This window comes from Chryseobacterium sp. HMWF035 (assembly GCF_003094695.1).
Classification (GTDB): Bacteria; Bacteroidota; Bacteroidia; order Flavobacteriales; family Weeksellaceae; genus Chryseobacterium; species Chryseobacterium gambrini.
In genome coordinates this window covers 144,668-170,440 of sequence record NZ_QEHP01000113.1, presented here as the reverse complement: position 1 = coordinate 170,440, position 25,773 = coordinate 144,668, and the positions used below count along the sequence as shown (strand labels likewise).

Sequence of the window (25,773 nt, the reverse complement as noted above, 5' to 3'; positions counted from 1 at the left end):
TCTTAAATTTCTGTAAGCAAAAATCGTTTTAATTCTGCAAAATCGGGACTAATTTCAATACTTTTTTTCTCTTTTTTCATTAATAATTCTAAAGATTTGGGCAAATCTGCTGAAGTATGAATTGCTTTCTCTACTGCCTGAGGAAATTTTACGGGATGTGCGGTTCCCAGAATGAAGCCTTTTTTAGGATTGTCTTTAAAATATTTCTCCATAGCAGCGTATGCGACTGCGGCGTGAGGATCGAGGAGATGATAGTAATTTTCATACACATTTTTAATGACAGCCAATGTTTTTTCATCATCTACAGAATATCCTGAAATCATATCCGCTAAATCCTGAAACTTATTCCCGAAAAGCGTTAAAATTCTTACAAAATTACTCGGATTTCCTACGTCCATTGCATTAGAAAGCGTAGCTACCGTTTCTTTTATCTGTAGTTTTTCTGTTTCTAAATAGTTGGGAATAACATCGTTTTCGTTACACGCAGCAATAAAATGTTCTACAGGAAGTCCTCGGAAATAAGCCAGAATTCCGGCACACAGATTACCGAAATTTCCGCTTGGGACGGCAATAACAGGTTTTCCATTTTCTGTTTTTTTCCATTGCTTCAGCGCGAGCAGATAATAAATTTGCTGAGGAAGCCATCTTGCGACATTAATGGAATTGGCAGACGTTAAAAATAATTTTGAATTAATTTCTGCGTCCGAGAAAGCCTGCTTTACCAAATTCTGGCAATCATCAAAACTGCCATCAACTTCTAAAGCAGAAATGTTTTCGCCAAGTGCGGTTAACTGCTTTTCCTGAACTTCGCTTACCCTATTTTTTGGGTAGAGAATAACCACATCAATATTCTCAGTTTTATAGAATCCATTCGCAACGGCTCCTCCTGTATCTCCCGATGTAGCAACCAAAACCGTTACTTTTTTATTTTCACTTTTCAGAAAGTAGGAGAGGCAGCGGCTCATAAATCGGGCTCCCACATCTTTAAAGGCTAAAGTCGGGCCATGAAAAAGTTCTAAAGAACAGATGTTTTCATTGATTTTTTTCAACGGAATTTCAAAATTGATGGTTTCCGAAACGATTTCTTTTAAAATCTCTGAAGGAATTTCATCGCCCACAAAATCTTTCATGCATCGGTAGGCAATTTCTACATCGCTGTAAAGATCTAAATTTTCAATAAAATCTTTTTCAAATAATGGGATGTATTCTGGGAAAAATAGTCCTTTTTCTTTTCCCTGTCCTTTTATGGTAGCTGTTTTGAAATCAACAACTTCTTCTTTATCTTTTAAATTATAATACTTCATAGGCTGATTTTTTTATTCTTCAATAATTTCTATTCCTTTAGGATTTACTTTAGAAACATAAGCGAAACTTTCAATGTCAATTGTACGGTAAACAGATTTCATCATTTCTGCTATTTCGTATGAAATTTTTTCGTTTTCGGAAAGCATAAAAACGGAAGGTCCGGAACCTGAAATCCCTCCGCCTAAAGCGCCTAAACCGAGACTTTTTTCTTTAATTTCATCGAATTTAGGAATCAGAATACTTCTTACAGGCTCTACGATCACATCTTTTAAACTTCTTCCGATTAGTCCGAAATCATTATTCTGGATTCCGGCAACCAGCCCTGCGATATTTCCCCATTGCTCTATGGCGTCCTTCAGAAGAATATTTTTTTTCAGGATTTGTCTTGCATCGGAAGTTTTTACTTCGACTTGCGGATGAACAACTGTTACAAATAAGTCCGGTGCATTCAGTGGAATAATATCAATAGGATTTGAAGATTTGATTAAAGTAATTCCGCCAAAAATACAAGGGGTAATATTGTCTGCATGTTTCACCCCTGAAGCTAATTCTTCACCAAACATGGCAAAATAAATCATCTCTTCTTTAGAGAGAATATTTCCCAGCAACCAGTTGGCTCCAAAAGCAGCTCCTGCTGCACTTGCCGCACTGGATCCCAATCCGCTTCCGGGTTTTATTTTTTTATGAATGATTACCTCGAAGCCGTTTTTAAGGTTTAATTCCTCCTGAATTTTCAATAAAACTTTTCCTGCAACATTTTCTGAAGTTTCTTCCGGCAGTCCGAAATCGTCTGTGTGTCTGATGATGATCTCAGAGGTTTCCAGCAGTTTCAGTTCCATTATATCAAACGGTTCATGAATTGCCATTCCTAAAATATCGAATCCGCAAACCAGATTGGCAATGGTAGCCGGAACTTTTAATTTAACTTTTTTCATAATCTAACTTTTAAACTGAACGGAGAATATCTGCGAAAACACCACTTGCTGTAACTTCTGCACCGGCTCCCGCACCTTTTACAACAAGAGGCTGTTCATAATATCTCAGCGTTTTGAAAATTACGATATTATCTTTTCCATACAGGTGAAAAAGATCGCTTTCCGGAGCAATATGCTTCAGTCCTACTTTTGCTTTTCCCTCTTTAAATTCAGCAACATATTTTAAAATTTTGCCTTTATTTTTTGCTTCCTCCAAAAGATTCCTGAAATGATCTTCATACTTGGAAAGTGCATCATAAAAGTCGTTTACGGTTCCTTTCATGCATTCTGCAGGAAGAAAACTTTCATTTTCAATACTGTTAAATTCAATGGAATAACCTGCTTCTCTTGCAAGAATCAGAATTTTTCTGGCAACATCAGTTCCAGCTAAATCAAGTCGGGGATCGGGTTCTGTATAACCTTCTTTTTGAGCCTGAGCCACAATTTCAGAAAATGTCCTGCTTCCGTCGTAATTGTTGAACACAAAATTTAAAGTTCCGCTGAGAACCGCCTGAATAGAAGTAATTTTATCGCCGCTTCGGATAAGATCATTAATTGTTCCGATAATCGGCAATCCTGCTCCCACATTGGTTTCAAATAGAAATTGACAACTGTGGTTTCTGGCTGTATTTTTTAAATTTTTATAATTTTCAAAATCAGAAGAAGCGGCAATCTTATTACACGCAACAATATTTACACTTTTCTTCAGAAGTTGCTCATAGATATTCGGAACTTCGGAACTCGCGGTAATATCTACGAAGACAGAGTTTCTTAGATTTCTTGAAATAATTTCCTGCGCAAATTTTTCCGCAGAAGCTTCCTGACCATTTTGATCGAAGTTGGTAAATTCATTTTCTGAAATTCCTTTTTCTGAGAAAATCATCTTACGGCTGTTGGACAGTCCTGCAATTCTTAAATTAACAAGAAGGTGTTCTTTAAGATAGTCGTTCTGGCTATAGATCTGCTGAATTAACTTCATTCCCACATTTCCTGTTCCGCAGATGTAGAGATGTACCTGTTTTATTTCGGACTCAAAAAATTCTTCATGTAAAACATTAACCGCTTTTGTAATATCTTTTTCTGAAATAACAATACTGATGTTTTTTTCTGATGATCCCTGAGCAATTGCTCTGATATTGATGCCGTTATTTCCCAGACAACCGAACATTTTGGCACTCACGCCGCTTCTGCTTTTCATGTTTTCTCCCACCAAAGCAACAATGGCAAGATCTGTTTCAATTTTTACGGGATCAATTCTTTTGAGCTTTAAATCATCTTCAAAAGCAGAATCAATGGCGCTTTTTGCATTGAAAACATCTTTTTCGCTGATCGCAATTGTAATAGAGTGCTCTGAAGAGCTTTGGGTAATTAAAATGACATTAATCTTTTCCTGACTCAGGCATTGAAATAGTTTTGCGGAAACTCCGGGAATGCCTATCATCCCGCTTCCTTCTAAAGTAAGCAGAGCAATATGGCTCATATTGGATACACCAACAGCAATTTGTTCATTTTCTAGATGAGATTTTTTTACATGATGAGAAATTAATGTTCCCTGAGCTTCCGGATCGAAAGTATTTTTAATTCTCAGGTCAATATTTTTCACCATTACCGGCTGAATGGTTGGAGGATAGAGAACTTTTGCCCCAAAATGAGAAAGTTCCATTGCTTCGGAATATGAAATTTCAGCAATAGGTTTCGCATGGGAAACCAATCGCGGATCTGAAGTCATCATTCCGCTTACATCTGTCCAGATTTGAAGTTCATCTGCATGGATAACAGAAGCAATGATTGACGCCGTGTAATCTGAACCGCCTCTTCCTAATGTTGTTGCATTTTCTTTTGCATCTTTTGCAATGAATCCGGGAGTAATAATGATCTGATTTTTATTTTCATTCAGAAATTTTGTCAGATTTTCTTCTGTAGCTTCAAAATTTACTTTTGCGTTGGTGAAATTGCTGTCTGTAACGATGTGAGAATCCATCCATAATGCATCCAAACCATTTGACTTTAGTCTTGCTGTGATAATATTTGAAGAAAGAAATTCGCCGTACGATGTAATTTTATCTTTAATTCTGTCTGTAAACTCTTTCAGGATAAAAATGCTGTTGCAGATGTCCTCAATATCATTAAAATGTTTTTTCACGAAACTAAGCCAAGAACTCTGTTCTGCAAAAGGAATAAGATCTTTAACAAGGTCTAAATGTTTTTCTTCAAGATTTTTAAGGATGTGAATATAATTTTCATTGTTGTGAGAAGCGGCTTCTGCAGCTTTTATCAATTGATCTGTAACCCCGTGAAGTGCTGAAACGACAACGACGATTCTGTTTTTCTGAGATTCTTTTTTAATAATGTTTTCTACTAACATTATATTTTGTGAATGGGCAACCGAAGTACCCCCGAATTTTAAAACTTTCATTATTTGTTTTTTAATTATAGAAAATTGAATTTTACTCTTTAGGAAAAAGAGTACGCAGACTTATAATGATATGTGAAAATGCACCCCGTTATGGGGTAGTTGTAGTTGTTGTAGCAATAACAGAAACAAAAGATACTTCCGAAATAGAGAAAATCGGAGTGGAAATATCTGATATGTTTTTTGAAAAATTCATTGCTGTATGAACAAATGTACAAATTTTTTTGAATAATTTACTTCATTGTTTGAATTAAATTGAATTAGTTTCCACAATTCATAATTATTTTTTTTGAACAGGAGGTATTCTTAGTAACGCCCGGATTTAGTGTAAAATGATGATTTATAAATCTTTAGTGATAATCTGTAGAATACTTTTATTCTAAAAATAATTTAAACGAATGATGACCACATTAAAAGATTATTGCTACATGTGAATTAATTTATCAACGGAGGGTGATTTGTTGTGTTTTTTTATTAATTTTAGGCGTTCACCAAACCAATTAAATACTATGAAAAATCTAAAAAAACTAAGCAGACAAAATCTTCGTTCCATTAGCGGAGGTATTACAGACAATTGTGTGGTAGATTCGGATTGTGGTCCTAAAGGCTGTGCAGTATGTACAGATCTGAGAGGTAGAAGAGTATGTCTTTATCTTAACAATTATGATCCGTTTAATCCCAATAGCTGCTTAATTACAGAAGGTTAAAACTTAATTATAATTATTATGAAAAAACTATCAAGATCAAAATTAAAAGAAATCAAAGGTGCAACAAGCTGTACAGGGTGTCCTGTTCAGAATAATTACGGAAACGGACCAGAATATTCAGCTTCATGTGCAAGTTACTTCGCATTATCACAAAACTGTCAGATGTGCGTGGATGTGAGCGCAGACTGTTTTGAAAATTAATCTGAAAAAACAAAAAGCACTGCCAAAAACAGTGCTTTTATTTATTTTATGCTTTTTGAAAGATCAAGCATCGCTTCTATAGGTTTCAGCGCTCTTAATCTTAAATCTTCATCGATGATAATTTCAGGAAGCTCATATTTCATACATAAATATAATTTTTCCATGGTATTACGCTTCATGTAGAAACATTCCGAGCAGTTACAGCTTTCATCAAAAACCAGAGCAGGAATTAATTCTTTATGAGGAGCACGTTTTTTCATTTCGTGAAGAATTCCTTCTTCTGTAGCGATGATGAATTTCTGACAGTCATCCTTTTCAACATAATTCAGAAGGGCAGAAGTGGAACCGATAAAATGAGCCAGCTTTAAAACGGCTTCTTCGCTTTCAGGGTGTGCAATTAATTTTGCATCAGGATTATCTGCCAATTGTTTTGCAATTCTTTCCATAGAAAATGCTTCGTGTACAATGCAGCTTCCGTCCCAAAGGATCATATCGCGTCCTGTTTTCTGAGATAAATATCTTCCTAAGTTTTTATCCGGTGCGAAAATTATCGGTCGGTCTTTCGGTAAAGCTTCAATTACTGTTTCAGCGTTTGAACTGGTAACAATAATATCACTTTCAGCTTTCGTTTCTGCGTTACAGTTGATGTAGGTTGCCACCAAAGCATTTGGATGCTGTTCGCGCATTTTTCTCAGACCTTCTCCGGAGCATCCGTCTGCCAATGAACAGCCAGCCATTGTATCGGGAAGAACTACTTTTTTAGTCGGATTCAGAATCTTCGCAGCTTCCGCCATGAAATGAACTCCGCAGAAAACAATCATATCTGCATCTGTATCTTTTGCCTGTCTTGCCAGTTGCAGAGAATCTCCCAGAAAATCAGCAATATCCTGAATGTCTCCGGGTTGATAATAATGCGCCAGAATAACGGCGTTTTTTTCTTCTTTCAATTTAAGAATTGCCTGTACAAGCTCTTCTCCTTGAGGAATTGCTATATCTTTTATATCCAGAAATCCTCTTACAGGAATCGCAGATTTAGCTTTTTCTAATGTTTCGGTACTCATATCAACCTCAATGTTTTAGAATCAGAAATTAAAAAATAGGAATTAAAAATTAGAATTTTGACGTTTTATAATAAACCTCAAGCTTCTTGTTTCCATCATCCGGTCTTTAACTTCCAATAAAATTTTTTATTAAACTTTCTATTTCTTTTTTTGCTTCGTTCAGATCGCTGTTGATGACGATTTTATTAAATTCCTTTGCGTAAGACATTTCTTCTTCTGCCTTTGCCACACGCGTTTTGATGGTTTCTGCATCATCTGTGTTCCTTGAGATCAATCTTCGTTCCAATTCTTCAATGGAAGGCGGTTCAATGAAAATCGACAAAGCCTGTTCTCCGAAATACTTCTTTAAGGAAATTCCGCCTTTTACATCTACATCAAAAATAACCACTTTTCCCTGATTCCAGATTTTTTCTACTTCAGATTTTAATGTTCCGTAATATTTGTCGGTATACACTTCTTCAAATTCTACAAAAGCATCTTCCGCAATCTTCTGTCTGAATTCATCGGGCGTTAAAAAATGATAATCCACTGCATGAACTTCGCTGCCTCTCGGCTGTCTCGTTGTACACGAAATCGAGAACTGCAATTCATTGAAAACCTCCAGAGAATGCTTTACCAATGTTGTTTTTCCGCTTCCCGACGGCGCTGAAAATATGATAACTTTATTATTCAAAGTTTTTAGTTTATGGTTTAAAGTTAAAATCTATTATTCAAAATTATTATGTTTATCCAAAGTTTTTTACATTGAATTTTAAACATTAAACGTTGAATTTAAAGTACATTTAACGTCTGTTCTTTAATCTTCTCTAGATCATCCTTCATCATCACTACCAGTTTCTGAATTTCAGAATGATTGGCTTTGGAACCTAATGTGTTGATTTCACGACCGATTTCCTGAGAAATAAATCCAAGTTTCTTACCGTTGAAATCTTCATTGTCCATTACTTCTTTGTAATATTTCAAATGCTGGGAAAGTCTTACTTTTTCTTCTGAAATATCCAGTTTTTCTGTAAAATAAGCCATTTCCTGATAGAAACGGGTTTCATCTACATTCTCAAACTCTTTTAAAGTTTTCTGATAGCGCTCCTTCACTGCCGAAATTCTTTCTTCTTCGAATGGAATGACCTCACCTAAGTATTTATCAATATTCTGAATATTTCTTTCAAGCTCTTCATGTAAAATTTTACCTTCCGTTCTTCTGAATTCTTCAAAACGGTCAACCGCAGCATTCACAATTTTTGCCAAAGCTTCCCATTCGCCTTCGGATAATTCGTCCGGTCTTGAAGTTATCGCATCCGGAAGCCTCACTGCCATTTTCAGATATTCGAAATCGGGTCCGTCTGAAGCGATGTTTTTCAGCTCCTTCATGTAAGAATCAATTAAACTTTTATTAATTTTTACATCGTTGGACTCCTCAAGATTTTCTATATTGATGTAGCAGTCTACTTTTCCACGGATTATTCTGTCGTTAAGAATTTTTCTTACCTCAAATTCCTTTTCTTTATATCTCAAAGGAATTTTGATATTTAAATCGAAGCTCTTGCTGTTCAGGGATTTAATATCGATGGTAATTTTTTTACCTTCAAAAACGTCTTCGGCTCTACCAAAGCCGGTCATTGATAAAATCATAGTTTTTTATTGTCCTACAAAGATAAACATTTAAGTCTATAGTTTTGCTAGTGTTGAAAGCTGGAAGAGGGAAGAAGGAAGCGGGAAGATTGTTGTGTATATTATTGAATAACGATTTTAACTTTCATCTTCGTTCTTCCAATCTTCCAGCCAATTAAATAAACTCATTTTCGTAAATTAGCGCGGTGAAAAAGAAAATTTTAATTTCTGTTGTAGGACCCACCGGAATTGGTAAAACAAGACTGGCAATTGATCTTGCAAAACATTTCAGCACAGAGATTGTTTCGTGTGATTCGAGACAGTTTTTCAGGGAAATGAAAATCGGAACGGCTTCACCGTCTGCTGAAGAACTTGCCGAAGCACCTCATCATTTTATCGGAAATCTTTCGGTGGAAGAATATTATTCGATCGGGCAATATGAGGAAGATGCCTTAAAAAAAATCAGTGAACTTTTCGAAAAACATGATACCGTCATTTTAGTTGGTGGAAGCATGATGTATGAGAAAGCAGTGATTGAGGGATTGAATGATTTACCGGAAGCGGATGAAAACAATCAGAAAAAATTACAGGAAATTTTCGAAAATGAAGGAATCGAAAAACTTCGGGAAATCCTGAAAGAACTCGATCCCGAATATTTTGCCATAGTAGATTTTCACAATCACAGAAGACTTTTGCGGGCTATCGACGTGATTTGGCAGACGAATAAAAAATATTCTGAACAAATAGCTGTTTCGCAGGATTCCAGAGATTTTAAAACCATCCGTATCGGAATTGAAGCACCGAGAGAAGAGTTGTACGACCGGATTAACAGGAGAGTGGATATCATGATGGAAAAAGGCTTGCTGGAAGAAGCAAAAAGTCTTGAGAAATTTAAACATCTCACCGCTTTGAATACGGTTGGCTATTCCGAATTATTTAAATATTTTGATGGAGAATGGGATCTTGATTTTGCCGTTTCCGAAATTAAAAAAAACAGCCGGAGGTACGCAAAACGTCAATTGACTTGGTACAGAAAAGCGGATGATATTCATTATTTGCAGTTGGGATATTCGCAGGAGGATTTTGAGGGGTTGATTGGGTATATTAATGAGGAATTTCAAAAATAAATCTTTTGGAACCATTAAGATTTTTGTTAAGGAGTTTAGAATATTAAGATTGGCTTCGCTTTTAATATAGTGCTGATTGAAAAATCTATTTGATTTTTTTCTTAATTAAACTTAACTCCTTAAATATTCTTAATGGTTCAAAATTTTCGCAGATTGTCATTCTGACGAAGGAAGAATCTCTACGAAAATATTATAGGTTCTTCACTCCACTTTGTTCCGTTCAGAATGACAGGACAGAAAGCTATTAGTTTGAAAATTTAATTCAAAAAAAAATGCAGCCCCAAAAGACTGCATCCCATAACAATATAATTTTAATTTACTACTTCCAACCGCCTCCTAAAGCCCGGTACAAATCTACAATACTGCTCAATCTCTGTCTTTTTACAGACGCCAGATTAAGTTCAGCTTGTAAAGAATTTCCCTGAGCTGTTATCACTTCTAAATAGTTTGCCATTCCGCCTTTGTACAGCATTTCGGCACTTTTGATTCCGTTTTTTAAGGTTGCCACCTGTTCCGTTGCTTTTTCTTCCTGAACTTTTAAACTTTCATTGGAAACCAAAGCATCAGAAACTTCTCCCACCGCATTTAAAACCGACTGACGGAACGCCAATACGTTTTTCTCTCTTTGAATTTTAGCCACATTTAAATCCGTTTTCAATTGTCTTTTCTGGAAAATCGGCTGAGTCAGACCTCCCAAAACAGAACCGAACAATGAAGCCGGAATCTGAAACCAGTTATCAATTTTAAATGAATTGATGCCGCCATTTGCCGTAATTTTCAAGGAAGGGTACATGTTTGCCTGCGCAATTCCTACCATAGAATTGGATTCCAGTAAAACCAGTTCCTGTTGACGGACATCCGGACGACGGCTTACCATTGCTGCGGGAAGTCCTGCGGAAATGTCCTGTGGTAAAGAAGTATCAGACATTTCAATCGTTCTGTCGATTTTATTTGGATTTTCACCCACCAGAATACTCAACGCATTTTCCTGAATCGCAATATTTTGTTCCAGTTGCGTAATCAATAATTCAGTCGATTGTTTCTGAGCTGTTGCCTGTTGAACGCCTAAAGAAGTGGTGTCACCGCTTTGCCATAATTTTTCTGTAAGAGAAAGCGTACGGTTGCTGAGTTCCAGATTAGATTGGGCAATCTGCAATTGTTTATCCAGCATCAGCAGATTGTAATACCCTTGAGCAATGGCTGCAACAACCTGCGTCTGAATGGCTTTTGTTGCTTCATAAGTCTGCAGATACTGCATTTTTGAAACTTCCTGCTGATTTTTGATTTTACCCCAAATATCAGCTTCCCAGGATAAATTGAATGCTGCATTGTAATCTTCAACATAGCTTTTTCCTAAAAACAAGTTCAAACTTTGTCCGTTCATGCTGTTTTTGGAAGGCTTGGAAATCTGTGCGGAAACTCCGAAACCAACATCAGGATATTGAAGATACTTTGCCTGTTTCAGTTTTTCCTGTGATGAAGCAACCTGCTTCAAAGCAATCTGTAAATCGTAATTGTTTTTAATTCCTTTTTCGATTAAGTTTTGCAGCATCGGATCGCTGAAAAATTGTTTCCATTCCAGGTTTGCCACACTTGCGGTATCTGCTGTTGCTGTATATTTAAAGGTTTCGGGAAGCTCCAGTTCAGGCTCCTTGTATGCCAGTTTCGACACACAGGAGACTGAAACCAAAGCCAGTCCAAAAGTGATGATGATATTTTTTATTCTTTTCATAAAGGTTTAAATTTTTAATGGATTACAAAACTTTGAGAAATTGTTTCCAAGCAGTCTTTAGTAGGAGAAAATACTTTGCTTTTTATGATTTTAGTTTGAATAGTTTCTTCTCTATTTTTTTATTTGAACCATTAAGAAGCATTTAAGTAGTTAAGATTAATTAAGAAAAATCAAATAGATTTTTAATAAGTATTCTGCTAACAGCGAAGCCTATCTTAATAATCTTAACTTCTTAATCAAAAACCTAATGGTTCAAATTATATTTAAATTCTCAAAGTTTTGTCAATTATATATTAATGAGCCGCAGCTAAAAATTCTTCCTCCAGTTTCTGTCTTTGAAGTCTTTTCTTTTTTCTGCTCGGCATTTTTTCATGTAAATACTGGAAAATCACAAACATCACCGGAATAATGAATACTCCGAATACAACTCCTGTTAACATTCCGCCCACAGTACTCATCCCGATCGAGTGGTTACCTTTCGCAGAGGCTCCCTGAGTCCAAACTAACGGCAGCATCCCGATGATGAAGGCAAACGAGGTCATTAAGATCGGTCTTAAACGTAATCTTGAAGCCTGAAGAGCGGATTCTAATAAAGATCGTCCCGCATTTCTTCGCTGTACGGCGAATTCCACAATAAGGATTGCATTTTTCGCTAATAATCCGACCAGCATGATCAATCCGACCTGAACGTAAATGTTGTTATCAATTCCAGCCAGTCCCGTGAAGGCAAATACTCCGAAAATACCTGTAGGAATCGTTAAAATAACGGCAAACGGAAGAATGTAACTTTCGTACTGAGCTGCCAGTAAGAAATAGACAAACAAAATACTTAACATAAAGATAAAAGTAGTCTGTCCGCTTGTTTTAATCTCTTCACGGGTGATCCCTGTCCATTCGTACCCATAACCTCTCGGAAGTGACTTCTGTGCTACTTCTTCCACTGCTTTAATTGCATCTCCGGTGCTGTAACCCGGCTTCGGTGTTCCGTTGATCGTTACCGCATTGAAAAGGTTGTTTCTTGTCACTGTTTCAGGTCCGAAACTTCTTTTTAAAGTCACCAATGTTTTTACAGGAACCATTTCGCCGGATTTATTTTTAACATAGATTCCCTCCAGAGAATTCGCATCGGTACGGTAAGGAATATCTGCCTGAGCCATTACTCTGTAGTATTTTCCGAATCGGTTGAAATCTGAAACAAAGCTGCTTCCGTAATAAATCTGCATCGTCTGCATTAATTCTGTAATTGAAACGCCTAACTGATTGGCTTTATCATTATCAACTTCAATCGTGAATTGTGGATTTCCTGCTGCATACGTTGTAAACGCGAAGGCAATTTCCGGACGTTTCATTAATTCTCCGATGAAAGCCTGAGTATTGGTTCCTAATTGTTCCAAAGAGCCGTTCGTTCTGTCCTGAAGCATAAATTCAAAACCGGAAACGTTACCAAATCCCTGAACGGTAGGGAAGTTGAAGAAGAATGCATTGGCATCTTTCACCTGCGAAACTTTCCCTGTTAATCCTGCTGCAATCTGATCCGGATCACTGATTTCACCCCGCTGATCGTGGTCTTTTAATTTAATGAAACCTGCGGAATACGGAGAAGCATTGGCGTTACTGATGAAATTCAGACCGTCTGCAACCCAGAGATTTTTTTTCGCTTTTTCACCGTTGATGATTTTATCAATCTGCTCTGTTGCGTTATGTGTTCTGTCTAATGAACTTCCCGGAGGAGTATTCACGGCATACAAAATGAAACCCTGATCTTCGGTAGGAATAAATCCTGACGGTGCTTTTTTAATTAAGAAAATACTTGCGGCAGTCAGCAAAACCAGTCCTCCGACGGCAACCCATTTGTTTTTAATTAAAAATTTAAGACTGTAAATATATTTCTTTGTTAAATTATTAAAGCTTGTATTGAAAGCATTGAAAAATCTCGCTCCGAAACCTGTTTTTTTCCCATGTTCACCGTGTTCTCCCTGAGGATCATTTAATAATAAAGCACAAAGAGCGGGACTTAATGTTAAGGCATTCACCGCAGAAATCATAATGGCAATTGCCAGTGTAAAGGCAAACTGTCTGTAGAAAACTCCTGCAGGTCCCTGCATGAAACCAACCGGAATAAATACGGCACACATCACCAGAGTAATGGAAATAATGGCTCCGGAAATTTCACTCATCGAACTTGTTGTAGCTTGTTCCACAGGCATTCCGGTATTTTCCATTTTGGAGTGAATCGCTTCCACCACCACAATTGCGTCATCCACTACAATACCAATGGCGAGTACCAAGGCAAACAAAGTCAGCATATTGATACTGAAACCAAATAACTGTAAGAAAAAGAAGGTACCGATAATCGCAACCGGAACGGCAATCGCCGGAATTAAAGTAGATCTGAAATCCTGAAGGAAAATATACACTACAATGAATACGAGGATAAATGCAATCACTAAAGTTTCAACAACCTGATGAATAGACGCGTCTAAGAAATCTTTAGAATTGTACATGATGATCGGTTCCACTCCTTTTGGAAGCGTTGTTTTGAACTGGTCTACCTGTTTTTCAATTTCCGTTAAGATTTCGTTGGCGTTGGAACCGGCAGTCTGCATAATCGCAAATCCGGCTACCGGTTTCCCGTCCACTCTGTTAGCTGCTGTATAGGTATAAGATCCGAATTCTACTCTTGCCACATCTTTTAACCTTAAAAATGAACCGTCTGTATTGGCTTTAATAGCAATGTTTTCGTAGTCTTCGTTCTTGTTTAATTTCCCTTTATACTTTAAAATATATTCATAAGTTTCCTTGCTTCCCTGTCCCAAACGACCCGGAGCGGCTTCTAAATTGTGATCTTTTACCGCGTTCAGAACTTCCTGTGGCGAAAGTCCGTTTGCTGCTAATCTGTCCGGTTTCAGCCAAAGTCTCATGGAATAATCTCTCGTTCCGAAAACCTGCGCCTGCGCCACTCCGGGAATACGCTGAATCTGTGGTATGATATTAATTTTCAGATAATTCTGTAAAAAAAGTTCGTCATATTGTTTAGGATCGTTACTGGATAACCCCATAAACATGATCATACTGTTTTGTACTTTCTGCGTAGAAACTCCGGCCTGAACAACTTCCTGCGGAAGCTGGCTCATCGCTTTCGATACTCGGTTCTGTACGTTTACTGCTGCGTTATCTGCATCAGACCCCTGCTTGAAGAAAACATTCAGCGTCATCGTACCGTCGTTACTGGAATTGGAAGTCATGTACGTCATGTTTTCAACCCCGTTCACAGCTTCTTCGATAGGCGTAGCTACAGAACGTGCGACAACCTCCGCATTGGCTCCCGGATAAAATGCCGTTACCTGAACGCTCGGCGGAGCAATATCCGGAAAGAGGGCAATGGGTAAATTAAAGAGGGAGAGCGCCCCCAATAATAAAAGTATTATGGAGATCACGGTAGAGAGTACCGGTCTTTCTATAAATTGTTTTAACATAAGAAGTTTATTTTTTAATGTGGTTTAAACTTTTTAGCCTTAAATTTTTAAACACTTAAGTAGCTTTTAGTTTAATTAAAAACTTTGCATGCAGTTCACTTTAGCTGAAAATCAATGATTTTCAAAACCTTATGTGTACTTATTGAGCGATTGCTTTTTAACTTACAATAACTTAAGTGTTTAAAATCTTATATGACTTTTGTGGTTAAAAAGAAGTTTAAACGGTTATAATGGTTTTGCTTTCAGTAAGCTGTCGGATGAAATCGCTTTCGGCTTAATCGAAGCACCATCTTTTAACATTCCGATTCCTGTGAATACGATTTTTTCTCCCGGCTGTATTCCTTCGGAAATGAAATAATAGTTTTCAGTTTTTCCTGAGATTTTTACAGGTTTACCGGTTACTTTCTGGTCTTTGCCAACCACATAAACATAGGTTTTATCCTGAATCTCAAACGTAGATTCCTGAGGAATAACTACTGCATTTGATATCAATTGAGGCATACGAACTCTGCCTGTATTTCCTGTTCTCAACGTTCCGTTGGTATTTGGGAAAACCGCACGAACGCTTATTGCTCCTGTAGATTTGTCGAACTGTCCGTCTACGATGCTCATTTTTCCTTTTTGCGGATAGACACTGTTGTCGGCAATCACCAAATCCACCATCGGCATATTTTTCAGTTTTTCTTCTAAACTTGCGCCCTCATATTTATTCTGAAAAGCGATAAAATCCAGCTCACTTAAAGAAAAGTAGGCGTAAATCTCGCTGATGTCTGATAGTAAAGTCAGCGGATTCGCATCTGTTCTGGAGATCAGACTTCCTTTTTTGTGAGGAATTCTTCCGATGTATCCGCTTACCGGAGCCGTGATGGTTGTAAATCCGATATTGATTTTTGCTCCTCCAACGGAAGCTTTCGCCTGTGAAGCGGCGGCAACTGCGGCGGCGTAATTTGCTTTTGCCGTTCTCAATTGTACTTCAGAAACGACTTTTGCAGCAACCAGAGGTTCCAGCCTGTCAACTTCCACTTTAGCTTTCTGGATATTGGCATTGGCAACCTGTAAATTGGCATTTGCCATATTCATCTGCTCTCCGTAAGCTCTTGAATCTATTTTAAATAATGGCTGTCCGGCTCTTACGTAAGCGCCTTCTTCCACATAGATTTTATCTAAATATCCGTCGACCTGAGACCGGATTTCCACGTTGTTTTTTCCTTCCAAAGCGGCAGGAAATTCCTGATAGGTTGTTGCAGGAGATGTAATGACGGTATAAACGGGCAGTTCCGGAGCGGGTGGAGCAGCGTTGGCTCCTTCTGCAGCCTTTGTACAGTTTTGTAAAAGGATAATTCCTGAGAGAAGTACAATGAATCTTATTTTTCCAAATATTTTCATTTTGAGTTTAATTTTTAATGAAGTGTTAGATTAAGTAGTGATGTTTTTAAGTTGAATTCTGTTATTTTTTCTAACGGTGTTAATTTCTAGTTCAAAAAAAATTATAGAATTCTTAATGTCGACTTTCAGATCGTTGTTTCCATGAGAAGAACTTTTTAATGTTAGTTAAATATGACTTATATGAGGTGTGAAGTGTGTTACTTTTGCTAACGGTGTTAATTATTAAAGTAAAAAAGATCAATAATTAATTGTTTATATTCTGCATGATTGTTTTTTTTTATTTTTAATTTGGTTTAAATGAATAATTTACATTAATGGATGTTAATATTCCTAACGGTGTTAATTTTTAGTTCAAAAAAATTTACAAAGACTTAATGAAAGCAGAAACTGTTTCATCTAAAGTCGTTTTGTTCATGGTAGAAGGAATATCGTCATTACGCATCATCATAATTGATATCAAACCATGAACTGCTGAAAATAAGGCGTGTGACATATGACAGGCGTTATCAGGATTTGATCCGTTTTTCTTAATAATCTCGTACGTACACTCGTAAAGCATATTCTGGAAAGAAGAAAATTCTTCCTTCATCATTCCTTTTCCGCTGCACTGCATTCCCAATCCGAACATTAGCTGATAATACTCTTTGTTTTTAAATGCAAACTTCCAGTAAGCATCCACAATAGCTTTCAGTTGTTCGTCCGGAGCGTCATATTCTCTCTGTGCTTTCAGCAATTCTATATGTAAACAGTTGAAGCCATTCAGAGAAATTTCGTACAAAATCGCTTCTTTGTTTTCAAAATAATCATAAACCACCGGTGCGCTGTATTCTATGGCATCGGCAATTTTTCTCATGGAAAGGGATGCCCATCCTTCGGTTTTAGCCAAAGAAAATGCCGCATCCAGAATACTGGCGCGTATATTTTCTTTCTCTCTTTGCCGACGTTCGTGCAGACCCATGATTTTTAATTACTAACAGTGTTAGCAAAACTACAAACTTTTGAGGATATCTTCCAAACAAATTTTACGCTTTAACTTTTAAAGTAAGATTTTGAAGATGTCTGTAAATTGGCTGGATGCCGGAAGAATAGGATATTTCTAAGCAGTATTTGTTTAATTATCGTAAAAATTAATAGAGTTTATAGTCCCATTCAATCGATTATAATTTCTGAGACTTCCATCTTCTCGCATCCATCCTCCATACTATAATAATCAAGAAATTCTATATCTTTGTAATCAAATAAAAAAGTTATGAATACTCCCTCAAATATGATCGAACTGGGTACAAAAGCTCCTTTTTTTGAGCTTCCGAACCCGTCAAAAAGTAACGAAATTCAGTCTTTGGATGATCTGAAAGGCGAAAAAGGAACTTTGGTAATCTTTATGTGCAACCACTGTCCGTTTGTTCTTCATGTAATTGATAAATTAACCGAACTGTATGAAGATTACAACGAAAGAGGAATTGAATTTATCGCCATCAATTCGAATGATGTGGAAAAATATCCCGCAGATTCTCCTGAAAAAATGATTGAATTCCAGATTGAAAGAAAGTTTGATTTCCCTTATTTATACGACGAAAGTCAGGCGATCGCAAAAGCGTATGATGCAGCCTGCACACCGGATTTCTTTTTCTTTGATGAAAAACTGGATTTAATTTACAGAGGACAGATGGACGATTCCAGACCGGGAAATCACAAAGAAGTAACAGGAGAAGATCTGATTATTGCTTTCGAAAATCTTTTGTTGGGAGAACCGCAGGAAGAAATTCAGAAACCGAGCATGGGATGCAATATCAAGTGGAAGTAATTTTTGGTTGATAATAGCGGGCTGTCAGTTGATGGCTTTGCAATTCAAATATATAAAGCTGTTCTTTTTGAACAGCTTTTTTTGTTTTGTAATGATTTATAAATGAATTGTTTAATTTTAGTTAAAAAAGTTATCCACAATTTTATCCACAGAGTTATCCACAATTTATTTTGCTAAAAACCGGCTTTTATTTTTACTTCTTCCTCTACCTTTAAATCTACATTCACTCTGTTCTGTGGAAAATTTTTCATGAATTCTGAAGGTGTCTTTCCTGTATATTTTTTAAACATTCTGTTGAAATACGTTACGTTATTAAAACCACAGCTATAGCTGCATTCTGAAATACTTTTATCCTGTGCCATCAGTAAACAGGCTTTATTGATGCGGTACCGGTTCACAAATTCGGTGAAAGTGATCTGAGTTGCTTTTTTGAAAAAATTACAAAATGCAGGTAAAGTAAGATTGGCAAGTTTGGCGACGTCCTCAATGTCAATTTCTTTATCATAATGATGTTCAACATACGTGAAAATATTTTCCAGTCTTGTTTTGTTTTTGGAAATAATCGTGTAAGGCATAATTTCCTTATTCAGAAGTTCGTAATCATCACATTTTGAAAGCTCAAAAAGAATTTCCAGCAATAAAAGATATCTTTTGTAGCCTTCAGATTTCAGCATGAGTTTTAATTTCGGAAGCATATTGATGTGAACCTCATCATGAAAATGAATTCCGTATTTTGACAGTTCCAGAAGATTTTTGATTGATCTGGCTTCAACTTCCTGTTGCGGAAACTGCAGAATCTCCTCTTTAAACTGCAAAACAATTTCTTCATGCGGATCGATAGAATTCAGTCCAAAACCGGAGTGGGGGATATTGGAACCTATTAACACCAGATCACCGTTGGTGTAATTGCTTTTGTGATAACCGACATGCCTTGTCCCGCTCCCGGAAACTATACAGACGAGCTCAATTTCGGGATGATAATGGTATTCCCATTTAAATTCCGAGATGGGAGAATTGTTGTGAATGGTGCGAAAAGAGCTCTTTTCATCGGGGACAACACGTTCAAAAGTGACTTTCATTTAGTTAATCATATTTTGAAGCCTAAAATAATAATTATATTAATATAGTTCAAATATTCATTTATGATGTTAAATTAATGTTAAGGCAAATGAATATATCTTAGCCCACAAGAAATTATATGAATGAAAAATTTCAATATTAAGGCAGTTTTATTTTTAAATTATTTTGTTTTCGCGATTCTTCTGAATTCCGTGGGAACAGTAATTTTACAAATGCAGCAAAATTTCGGGATCTCCAAATCTTCAGCAAGTGTTCTGGAGGGGTTTAAAGATCTGCCGATTGCGATCTGCTCATTCATTCTGGCTTCGTTCTTACCTAAAATAGGAATTAAAAGATCGATGCTGATCGCTTTGCTTTTGGTAAGCTGTATGTGTTTTGTAATGCCTTTTGCCAACGAATTCTGGTTTTTCAAATTGCTGTTTACCATCGTCGGGGTTTCTTTTGCGTTAATTAAAATTTCCGTTTTCACTTCCATTGGTTTGGTAACGGATTCAGATAAGGAACATTCAAGTTTTATGGGTTATCTGGAAGGTTTTTTTATGATCGGCGTATTAATGGGAAATGTTTTATTCAGCTTATTCATAGACGACCACAATCCGAGATCAACCCATTGGCTGAATGTGTATTGGGTTTTAGGTGGACTTTCAGCATTGTCTTTTCTGTTCCTGTTTTTTACCAGATTAAATGAAAACGAAGCGAAAAGTGAAAAAACAGATTTGTTGGGAGATTTGAAAAACAGTGTGAGTTTATTCAGTTATAAAAAAGTCCTGTTCTTTTTACTGTGTGCTTTCCTTTTTGTTTTGGTAGAGCAGAGTTTCCAGACCTGGACGCCGACTTTTTACAAGGAAATTTTAAAAGTTCCGACTTCCATGAGTATTCAGGCAGGAGCTGTTTTGGCAGGGGCTTTCGCGTTGGGAAGATTTCTTTCGGGCTTTTTCTCAAAAAAATTCAGTTGGATTTATGTGGTTTCTTTTTGTGTGGTAGGTTTTGCCATAAGTATTTTATTGGTTCTGCCATTAACTCACAATATTAGTATTGGTGCAGGAACGACCTGGTTAAATGCTCCGTTGGTTGTTTACTTATTTCCTTTGATGGGCGGTTTACTGGCTCCGATTTATCCAAGCATCAATTCTGTGATTTTAGCGTCAATCCCGAAATATTTACACAGCGCAATGTCGGGTTTAATTGTGGTTTTCTCTGCAATCGGAGGAACCATAGGATCCATTATTACAGGTTTTGTGTTTCAGGAATTCAGCGGACAGCAGGCATTTTATCTCTCATTGATTCCGCTTTCCCTGTTGATTGTTTCAGCAGTTATTATGAACAAATTAAAAATAAATCCTAAAAAATAAAATGAACAAGCAATTATATATACATGAAATTCAGGCTCTTTTTGATGATGTGCAGAGATCAGAGGTTTTTGAAGATCAGAAGATGATGACGGATGCGGTTCCTTTGTTTCCGGTCGAAGAAATTAATGCAAAATATGAAGCGGAAAAACAGTCTGAAAATTTTAATCTGAAAGAATTTGTCCTGTCAAATTTCGATTTTTTAGGAGCTAAAATTTCGATTCAGAGAGAAAATCATCTTCCGATTGAGGAACACATCGAAAAATTATGGGATGAACTGACAAGAACAGCCTATGAGGAAAAAGGAACGTTGCTGAAACTTCCAAAACCGTATGTGGTTCCGGGAGGTCGTTTTAACGAATTTTTCTATTGGGACAGTTATTACATTATGTTGGGGCTTCAGGTTTCAGGAAGGGTGGAAATGATGGAAAATATTATTGAAAACTGTTCTTATCTCATTCAGAATGTAGGATTTGTACCGAATGCAAGCCGCACTCATTTCTTAAGCCGTTCTCAGCCGCCCTATTTATCGTTGATGCTTGATCTGCTTTTTGAAACAACAAAAGACGAAAATATCTACATCAGATACTACGACACCTTAGAAAAGGAATATGCTTTCTGGATGAACGGAACGGAAAAACTGGAAAATGGTTCGGCGGTAAATAGAGTAGTGAAAACAATTCACGGAGACATTTTAAGCAGATATTATGATGCTGAAAACATACCGCGCCCTGAAAGTTATTTAATTGATATTGAAGACAGTGAAAATGCTGGAGAAGAGTTTTACCGAAATATCAGAAGCGCCTGCGAATCGGGTTGGGATTTTTCCAGCAGATGGTTTGCAGACGGAGAACATATACAGACTATTGAAACGTTGAATCTTGCTGAAGTTGATCTGAACTGCCTTTTATGGCATTTGGAAAAAACACTCGCAAAATCTTCATCGCTTCAAAAATTAAATGAAAAAGAAATTGATTATTCTGAAAGAGCAGCAAAGCGAAGACAAATAATAGATCAGTATTTCTGGGACGAAACTTCCGGAACGTACAAAGATTATCATACTCAAAAAAACACAAACACACCGTCTGAACATATTGCTGCTCTTTATCCTTTATTCCTGAAAATCGCCAGTGAAGATCAGGCAAAGGCTGTTGCGAAAAATATTGAAGAAAAATTTCTGTATCAGGGAGGTTTGGTAACGACGACTCAAAACACAGGTCAGCAATGGGATTTTCCAAACGCCTGGGCGCCGTATCAGTGGTTGGGTTATCAGTCGATGAAAAACTACGGTTTTGATGATCTGGCTGAAAAAATTAAAAACAACTGGTGCAGCAATGTGGAAAGAGTGTACAAAAACACCGGAAAACTGATGGAAAAATACAATGCTTTAGACATAGAAACCGTTGCAGGAGGCGGAGAATATCCTAATCAGGATGGTTTCGGATGGACAAACGGAGTGTATCTCAAATTAAAAAAGAATTAAAACTAACAAATAAAAATCAAATAAGGCTATGAAAAAAAGATCGATGTTTTTACTTGCCGGTATTGCAACCTTGTATTACAACAATGCATACGCTCAGGAAACTCCTAAAGATTCCACGAGATCGGCTTCCATCGAACAGGTGGTTATTACGGGTAACTCTAACCCGAAAAAGAAAATAGAATCGAGTACGGCGATTTCTACTTTTACAGCAAAAGAAATCCAGAAACAAAACCCGATCAGTGCGGCAGCTTTGCTACAGCGTGTTCCCGGTTTTGCGGTAGAAACTTCCGGTGGTGAAGTAGGAAACAACCTTTTCGCAAGAGGTATTCCTTCTGCGGGAGCGTATGAATTTGTACAGGTTCAGGAAGATGGTCTTCCGGTGTTTGAAGACGGAGCATTACAGTTTGCGAATGCAGATAATTTCTTCCGTGTAGACAATTCGGTAAGCAGATTAGAAGCTTTGAGAGGAGGTTCAGGTTCTATTTTTGCGAACAATTCTCCGGGAGGTTTAATTAACTTTATTACCAAAGAAGGCGGAAACGATTTCCGAGGAACGGCAAAACTGGAAACCAGTACTTATGGATTAATGCGTACTGATGTAAATGTAGGAGGAGCTTTGGTTCAGGACAAATTATTCTTCAATGTAGGAGGTTTTTACAGAACGGATGACGGAATCAGAAAAACAGGTTTTAAAGCCAATCAGGGCGGACAGATCAGAATGAATCTGAAATATGTTTTCGATAAAGGCTATGCCAAAATCTATTATAAAAAACTGGATGACAGAAATACGTTCTTCCTTCCGATTCCTTTGGTGCAGAACGGAAATGATCTGAAAGAATTTTCCGGTTTTGATGCCAATTACGGAACGTACAGCTACAGAAACATCAGTCAGTTGAATATTCCACAAGTAGGCGGAGGATTTTTCAGCAGAAATTTAGAGGATGGAATTCATCCGAAAGTTGATGTTTTAGGAGCGGAATTCAAATATGATCTTGGTAGCAATTTCTCTGTTTTAAACAAGACAAGATATACCAATATCAATATGAGTTATACAGGAATTTTCCCTGCAGGCGGACCTAAAACTGCCGCTGAGTTTGCATCTAAGCCTGTTTCTCAAGGTGGAGATTATGGGATGACCAATTATCAGTATTCTTTAGTAAGCAACGGAGCGGTGGTAAATCCGGGTTACGTTCAGAAATTAGGATTCTGGGCAATTGATAAGCAGATGAATAATTTTGTGAACGATTTGCAGTTCAGTTATAAGTTTGATAAAGGGAATGTAACGGCAGGTTTCTACAAATCTAACTGGAAATCCCATCAATACTGGAACTGGAGCAATATTTTAACTACCGCTTCAGACAAACCGGAACTTTTGAATTTGGTAGATACTTCATTAACGCCAAACAGTGTAGGTTATTCTAAAACGTACAACGGAGTTACCAATATTTCGTTCCTGTTGAGAGATTCTCAGATTCAGGGAAGTCTGAATGATCTTTATCTGAATTTGGATTACAACATTACCGATGATCTTAGTTTTAACGGAGGAATTCGTTACAGCCGAGATTTCTATAAAGGTTATGGGGTGAACACGACGAGCGGAAATCTTAACAATTCCGGATTGACTACTGACGGAACGCACAGTTTTGCAACAACCACTGCGGACGAAAATATGTCTGTTTTAGGCAATAAATACACGTACTGGAATTTTGATGTGAATAAAGTTTCTTTCACAACGGCGCTGAATTATAAAATCAATAAAGAAAATGCAGTGTATGCCCGTTTCTCCAATGGTTTCAGATCGCCGAATGAGGAAGCGTACTACAACAATATGAATAATTTATCTGTTGTAAAGCCGGTAACAACCAATCAGTTGGAAGTGGGGTATAAGTACTATTCAAGAACGTTTGATGTGGCGGTAATTCCGTTCTATTCTACATTGAAAAATCTTTCGTTTACCGATGTGTATTCAGACGGAAGCTCAGAGAACAAATTTGCAAATACCACGAACTTAGGAGTTGAGCTGGAAGGATACGCAAGATTATTCAACAACGTGTTTGAAGTAACATTCAACGGAACGATCCAAAGTCCGAAATACAAAGACTTCACGGGAAGAAATGCAGACGGATCTACATTCAATTATGACGGAAATACCGTGAGAAGAATGCCGAAATTCTACTTTAATATTTCTCCTGCGGTAAATCTTACCAAAGAATGGAGAGCTTATGTAAGCATGAATTACTACGGAAAACGTTTTCAGGATGAGAAAAATGCGCAGACTCTGCCTTCTTTCTCAGAATTTGGAGCGGGAACTTCTTATCAGTTAGGCAAAATCCGTTTTGCGGTAGACGGAACCAATATCTTTAATACCATCGGTATTACAGAAGGTGATCCAAGAGCCGGATCTCCATCGGGAGACGGAATTATTATGGCAAGACCAATTATGGGTGCTGCGGTAAGAGCTTCTATTACGCTGGATTTCTAAAATTTATTTCTTCATATAATTGATAAAACCGTCAGGAATTTTTCTGACGGTTTTTATTTTTTTTAGAGTAAATTATTATCTTACACATACTGAAATATTGAAGGATAAAGAAGCAAATAAGTTCAATTTGAATTTAACCTCGGAAAATATTATTCGTGGGTAACTTTATTTATCCATTTCGACATTAATCCATTAGAGTTTTCACCGACATAAAATATCCCGTCTTTACAAACTATTAAACATTCTTCAGTTGAAAGCTTAATTTCGGATTCATTGTAAAAAATTAGTCTTTCAGAATGTAATCTTTTTAGGGTTTGTTCAACATTGATTTTTTCTGTAAGAATAAACTTTTGGAAGTCTTTATCATTAATCTTAATTTTTTCTTCTTTTAATAATTTGTTGATAATTATAAATTCGATTTTATTTAATTGGACAGGTTTCCATTCAAATATTTGAGGTTCTGTTTGTAATTGTGATTCATCGATGTCAATATAGCTGTAACTCCATCCTTTTTGTTGTTCATTACTTTCAAATTTACAATCTATAAATCGATGAATTGATTCAGAAATCAATCCATCATCAAAAAGTGCAGTCGATGAAATCTTAAATTTAAAAGAAAGCCTAGTCCAAATAAGATCTAACAAATTCATTAAAGGATTTTTATTTGTTGATAAATATATGCTCCAATAAAATTCCTTGTTCTGAAATGGAACTGCATTTGGCATGCCATTACATTTTAGGAGGGAATTATTTTCGCATATTATCATTGAAGGGAAACTTCCAATTCCAAATCCTCTATTCTCTCCAATATTTACTTTCTCCTCTAATATTTTCCAAAATGAATTCCTAAGTGAATATTCTGATTTATATCCAAAATATCCGAATGTAATTCTAAGCGGAAGAAATGCCTCCATGAATAAAATGTGATATGTATATTGCAGATATTCTGGAAGTTCTTCTAATTTATTTCTTTCTGGAAGTTCAGTATTCGTAAATAATTTCCATGCATTACTCAACATTCTCATGATATAAGGCTCACCATCAAGATCAGGAGTACTGCAAACTTTTGTAACGCTTTGCATTTTCGTAAAAGAATCTAAAATTTCTTTCTTATTAAGATTTTTTTTAACTTCTAAAATTGCAATTACTTGACTATAATGATATACTTTTTTATCAGTAAAAGGAATAATTTCACCTTCACCAACAACTAGCATACTATCTATTTGAGAACTAATATCTCCGCTATTATTTTTTATTTTTCCTGAAGATATTCTTAAATCGAAATCTTTAAAAATTGATTTATTAAGTAAATCATTAGTTAATCCTTCATACATTTCACCAATAAGTCCTGGGTGTTTTATATACTCTGATTTTTTAATAATTTCAATTCCATTTTTTTTTAATTCTTCTAAGAAATCTGATATAGATTTAATCATTTATTTCACTTTTTTAGTATTGTATTGATAAGAGCATATTTAAAGAAAATATTCGCGTTAATTATTTAATTTTATTGTTAATTATTTAATGATTTTACTGCAGTAATAAATATTCTTTATTTTGAGGCGTTTTTTCATAATCTTTATCC

Annotated in this window: 19 protein-coding genes; 7 read left to right on the top strand and 12 right to left on the bottom strand. The window is 36.4% G+C overall.

Annotation, left to right across the window (positions count from 1 at the left end; translation table 11 throughout):
* Positions 1–2 precede the first annotated feature (2 nt).
* From thrC to thrA, 3 genes are read right to left on the bottom strand one after another with little or no spacing between them, the layout of a single operon-like run.
* Entirely contained in the window at positions 3–1,304 is a 1,302-nt protein-coding gene (thrC, locus tag DD829_RS17080) for a threonine synthase (RefSeq protein WP_116547967.1), read from the bottom strand.
* Between the two features lie 12 nt (positions 1,305–1,316).
* Positions 1,317–2,240, bottom strand: coding sequence for a homoserine kinase (locus DD829_RS17075; RefSeq protein ID WP_108409529.1), 924 nt, complete (start codon positions 2,238–2,240; stop codon positions 1,317–1,319).
* A 10-nt stretch (positions 2,241–2,250) separates the two neighbouring features.
* Positions 2,251–4,695: a bifunctional aspartate kinase/homoserine dehydrogenase I gene (thrA, locus tag DD829_RS17070; RefSeq protein WP_116547966.1), complete on the bottom strand. Its 2,445-nt coding sequence runs from the start codon at positions 4,693–4,695 to the stop codon at positions 2,251–2,253.
* 506 nt (positions 4,696–5,201) lie between these two features.
* Between thrA and DD829_RS23385 the strand changes: the two genes are divergently transcribed.
* Positions 5,202–5,399: a bacteriocin-like protein gene (locus tag DD829_RS23385; protein ID WP_123906912.1), complete on the top strand. Its 198-nt coding sequence runs from the start codon at positions 5,202–5,204 to the stop codon at positions 5,397–5,399.
* A gap of 18 nt (positions 5,400–5,417) precedes the next feature.
* Positions 5,418–5,600 carry a hypothetical protein gene (locus DD829_RS17065; protein ID WP_108408938.1) on the top strand — a complete coding sequence of 61 codons (183 nt, stop codon included), beginning with the start codon at positions 5,418–5,420 and terminating at the stop codon, positions 5,598–5,600.
* 41 nt (positions 5,601–5,641) lie between these two features.
* Here the strand turns inward: DD829_RS17065 and nadA are convergent, their stop codons facing one another.
* The 3 genes from nadA to DD829_RS17050 form a co-directional block, all read right to left on the bottom strand.
* Entirely contained in the window at positions 5,642–6,661 is a 1,020-nt protein-coding gene (nadA, locus tag DD829_RS17060; protein WP_087712302.1) for a quinolinate synthase NadA, read from the bottom strand.
* 106 nt (positions 6,662–6,767) lie between these two features.
* Entirely contained in the window at positions 6,768–7,334 is a 567-nt protein-coding gene (gene gmk / locus DD829_RS17055; RefSeq protein WP_116547965.1) for a guanylate kinase, read from the bottom strand.
* A gap of 98 nt (positions 7,335–7,432) precedes the next feature.
* Entirely contained in the window at positions 7,433–8,290 is an 858-nt protein-coding gene (locus tag DD829_RS17050; RefSeq protein ID WP_076390880.1) for a YicC family protein, read from the bottom strand.
* A gap of 185 nt (positions 8,291–8,475) precedes the next feature.
* On the opposite strand from DD829_RS17050, the gene miaA reads away from it, so the two are divergent.
* Complete coding sequence (gene miaA / locus DD829_RS17045; protein ID WP_108409572.1) at positions 8,476–9,396, top strand: tRNA (adenosine(37)-N6)-dimethylallyltransferase MiaA; 921 nt, start codon at positions 8,476–8,478, stop codon at positions 9,394–9,396.
* A 319-nt stretch (positions 9,397–9,715) separates the two neighbouring features.
* On the opposite strand, the gene DD829_RS17040 is transcribed toward miaA, so the two are convergent.
* The 4 genes from DD829_RS17040 to DD829_RS17025 all read right to left on the bottom strand — a co-directional run bounded on the left by DD829_RS17040 (position 9,716) and on the right by DD829_RS17025 (position 16,948).
* Positions 9,716–11,128, bottom strand: a complete 1,413-nt coding sequence (locus DD829_RS17040; RefSeq protein ID WP_108409573.1) for an efflux transporter outer membrane subunit — start codon at positions 11,126–11,128, stop codon at positions 9,716–9,718.
* Between the two features lie 293 nt (positions 11,129–11,421).
* The gene (locus tag DD829_RS17035) at positions 11,422–14,604 is read right to left on the bottom strand and encodes an efflux RND transporter permease subunit (protein ID WP_108409574.1); all 3,183 of its coding nucleotides are present in this window, start codon (positions 14,602–14,604) and stop codon (positions 11,422–11,424) included.
* 225 nt (positions 14,605–14,829) lie between these two features.
* Entirely contained in the window at positions 14,830–15,990 is a 1,161-nt protein-coding gene (locus tag DD829_RS17030; RefSeq protein ID WP_076390884.1) for an efflux RND transporter periplasmic adaptor subunit, read from the bottom strand.
* 361 nt (positions 15,991–16,351) lie between these two features.
* Positions 16,352–16,948: a TetR/AcrR family transcriptional regulator gene (locus tag DD829_RS17025; RefSeq protein WP_108409471.1), complete on the bottom strand. Its 597-nt coding sequence runs from the start codon at positions 16,946–16,948 to the stop codon at positions 16,352–16,354.
* A gap of 291 nt (positions 16,949–17,239) precedes the next feature.
* Here DD829_RS17025 and DD829_RS17020 point away from each other — a divergent pair, with 291 nt between their 5' ends.
* Positions 17,240–17,794: a thioredoxin family protein gene (locus DD829_RS17020; protein ID WP_076390886.1), complete on the top strand. Its 555-nt coding sequence runs from the start codon at positions 17,240–17,242 to the stop codon at positions 17,792–17,794.
* 173 nt (positions 17,795–17,967) lie between these two features.
* On the opposite strand, the gene DD829_RS17015 is transcribed toward DD829_RS17020, so the two are convergent.
* Positions 17,968–18,873, bottom strand: coding sequence for an AraC family transcriptional regulator (locus DD829_RS17015; RefSeq protein WP_108409470.1), 906 nt, complete (start codon positions 18,871–18,873; stop codon positions 17,968–17,970).
* A 123-nt stretch (positions 18,874–18,996) separates the two neighbouring features.
* Here DD829_RS17015 and DD829_RS17010 point away from each other — a divergent pair, with 123 nt between their 5' ends.
* Genes DD829_RS17010 through DD829_RS17000 form a run of 3 tightly spaced genes read left to right on the top strand, consistent with a single transcriptional unit; the run spans position 18,997 to position 24,188 of the window.
* Positions 18,997–20,226, top strand: coding sequence for an MFS transporter (locus DD829_RS17010; protein ID WP_108409469.1), 1,230 nt, complete (start codon positions 18,997–18,999; stop codon positions 20,224–20,226).
* A 1-nt stretch (position 20,227) separates the two neighbouring features.
* A complete protein-coding gene (locus DD829_RS17005; RefSeq protein WP_108409468.1) occupies positions 20,228–21,706 on the top strand; it encodes a trehalase family glycosidase in 1,479 nt (492 codons plus the stop codon).
* Positions 21,707–21,734: 28 nt separating this feature from the next.
* Positions 21,735–24,188, top strand: coding sequence for a TonB-dependent receptor (locus DD829_RS17000; RefSeq protein WP_108409467.1), 2,454 nt, complete (start codon positions 21,735–21,737; stop codon positions 24,186–24,188).
* A gap of 149 nt (positions 24,189–24,337) precedes the next feature.
* Here DD829_RS17000 and DD829_RS16995 read toward each other — a convergent pair whose 3' ends face one another.
* Positions 24,338–25,624: a DUF6602 domain-containing protein gene (locus DD829_RS16995; RefSeq protein ID WP_116547964.1), complete on the bottom strand. Its 1,287-nt coding sequence runs from the start codon at positions 25,622–25,624 to the stop codon at positions 24,338–24,340.
* Positions 25,625–25,773: the final 149 nt, after the last annotated feature.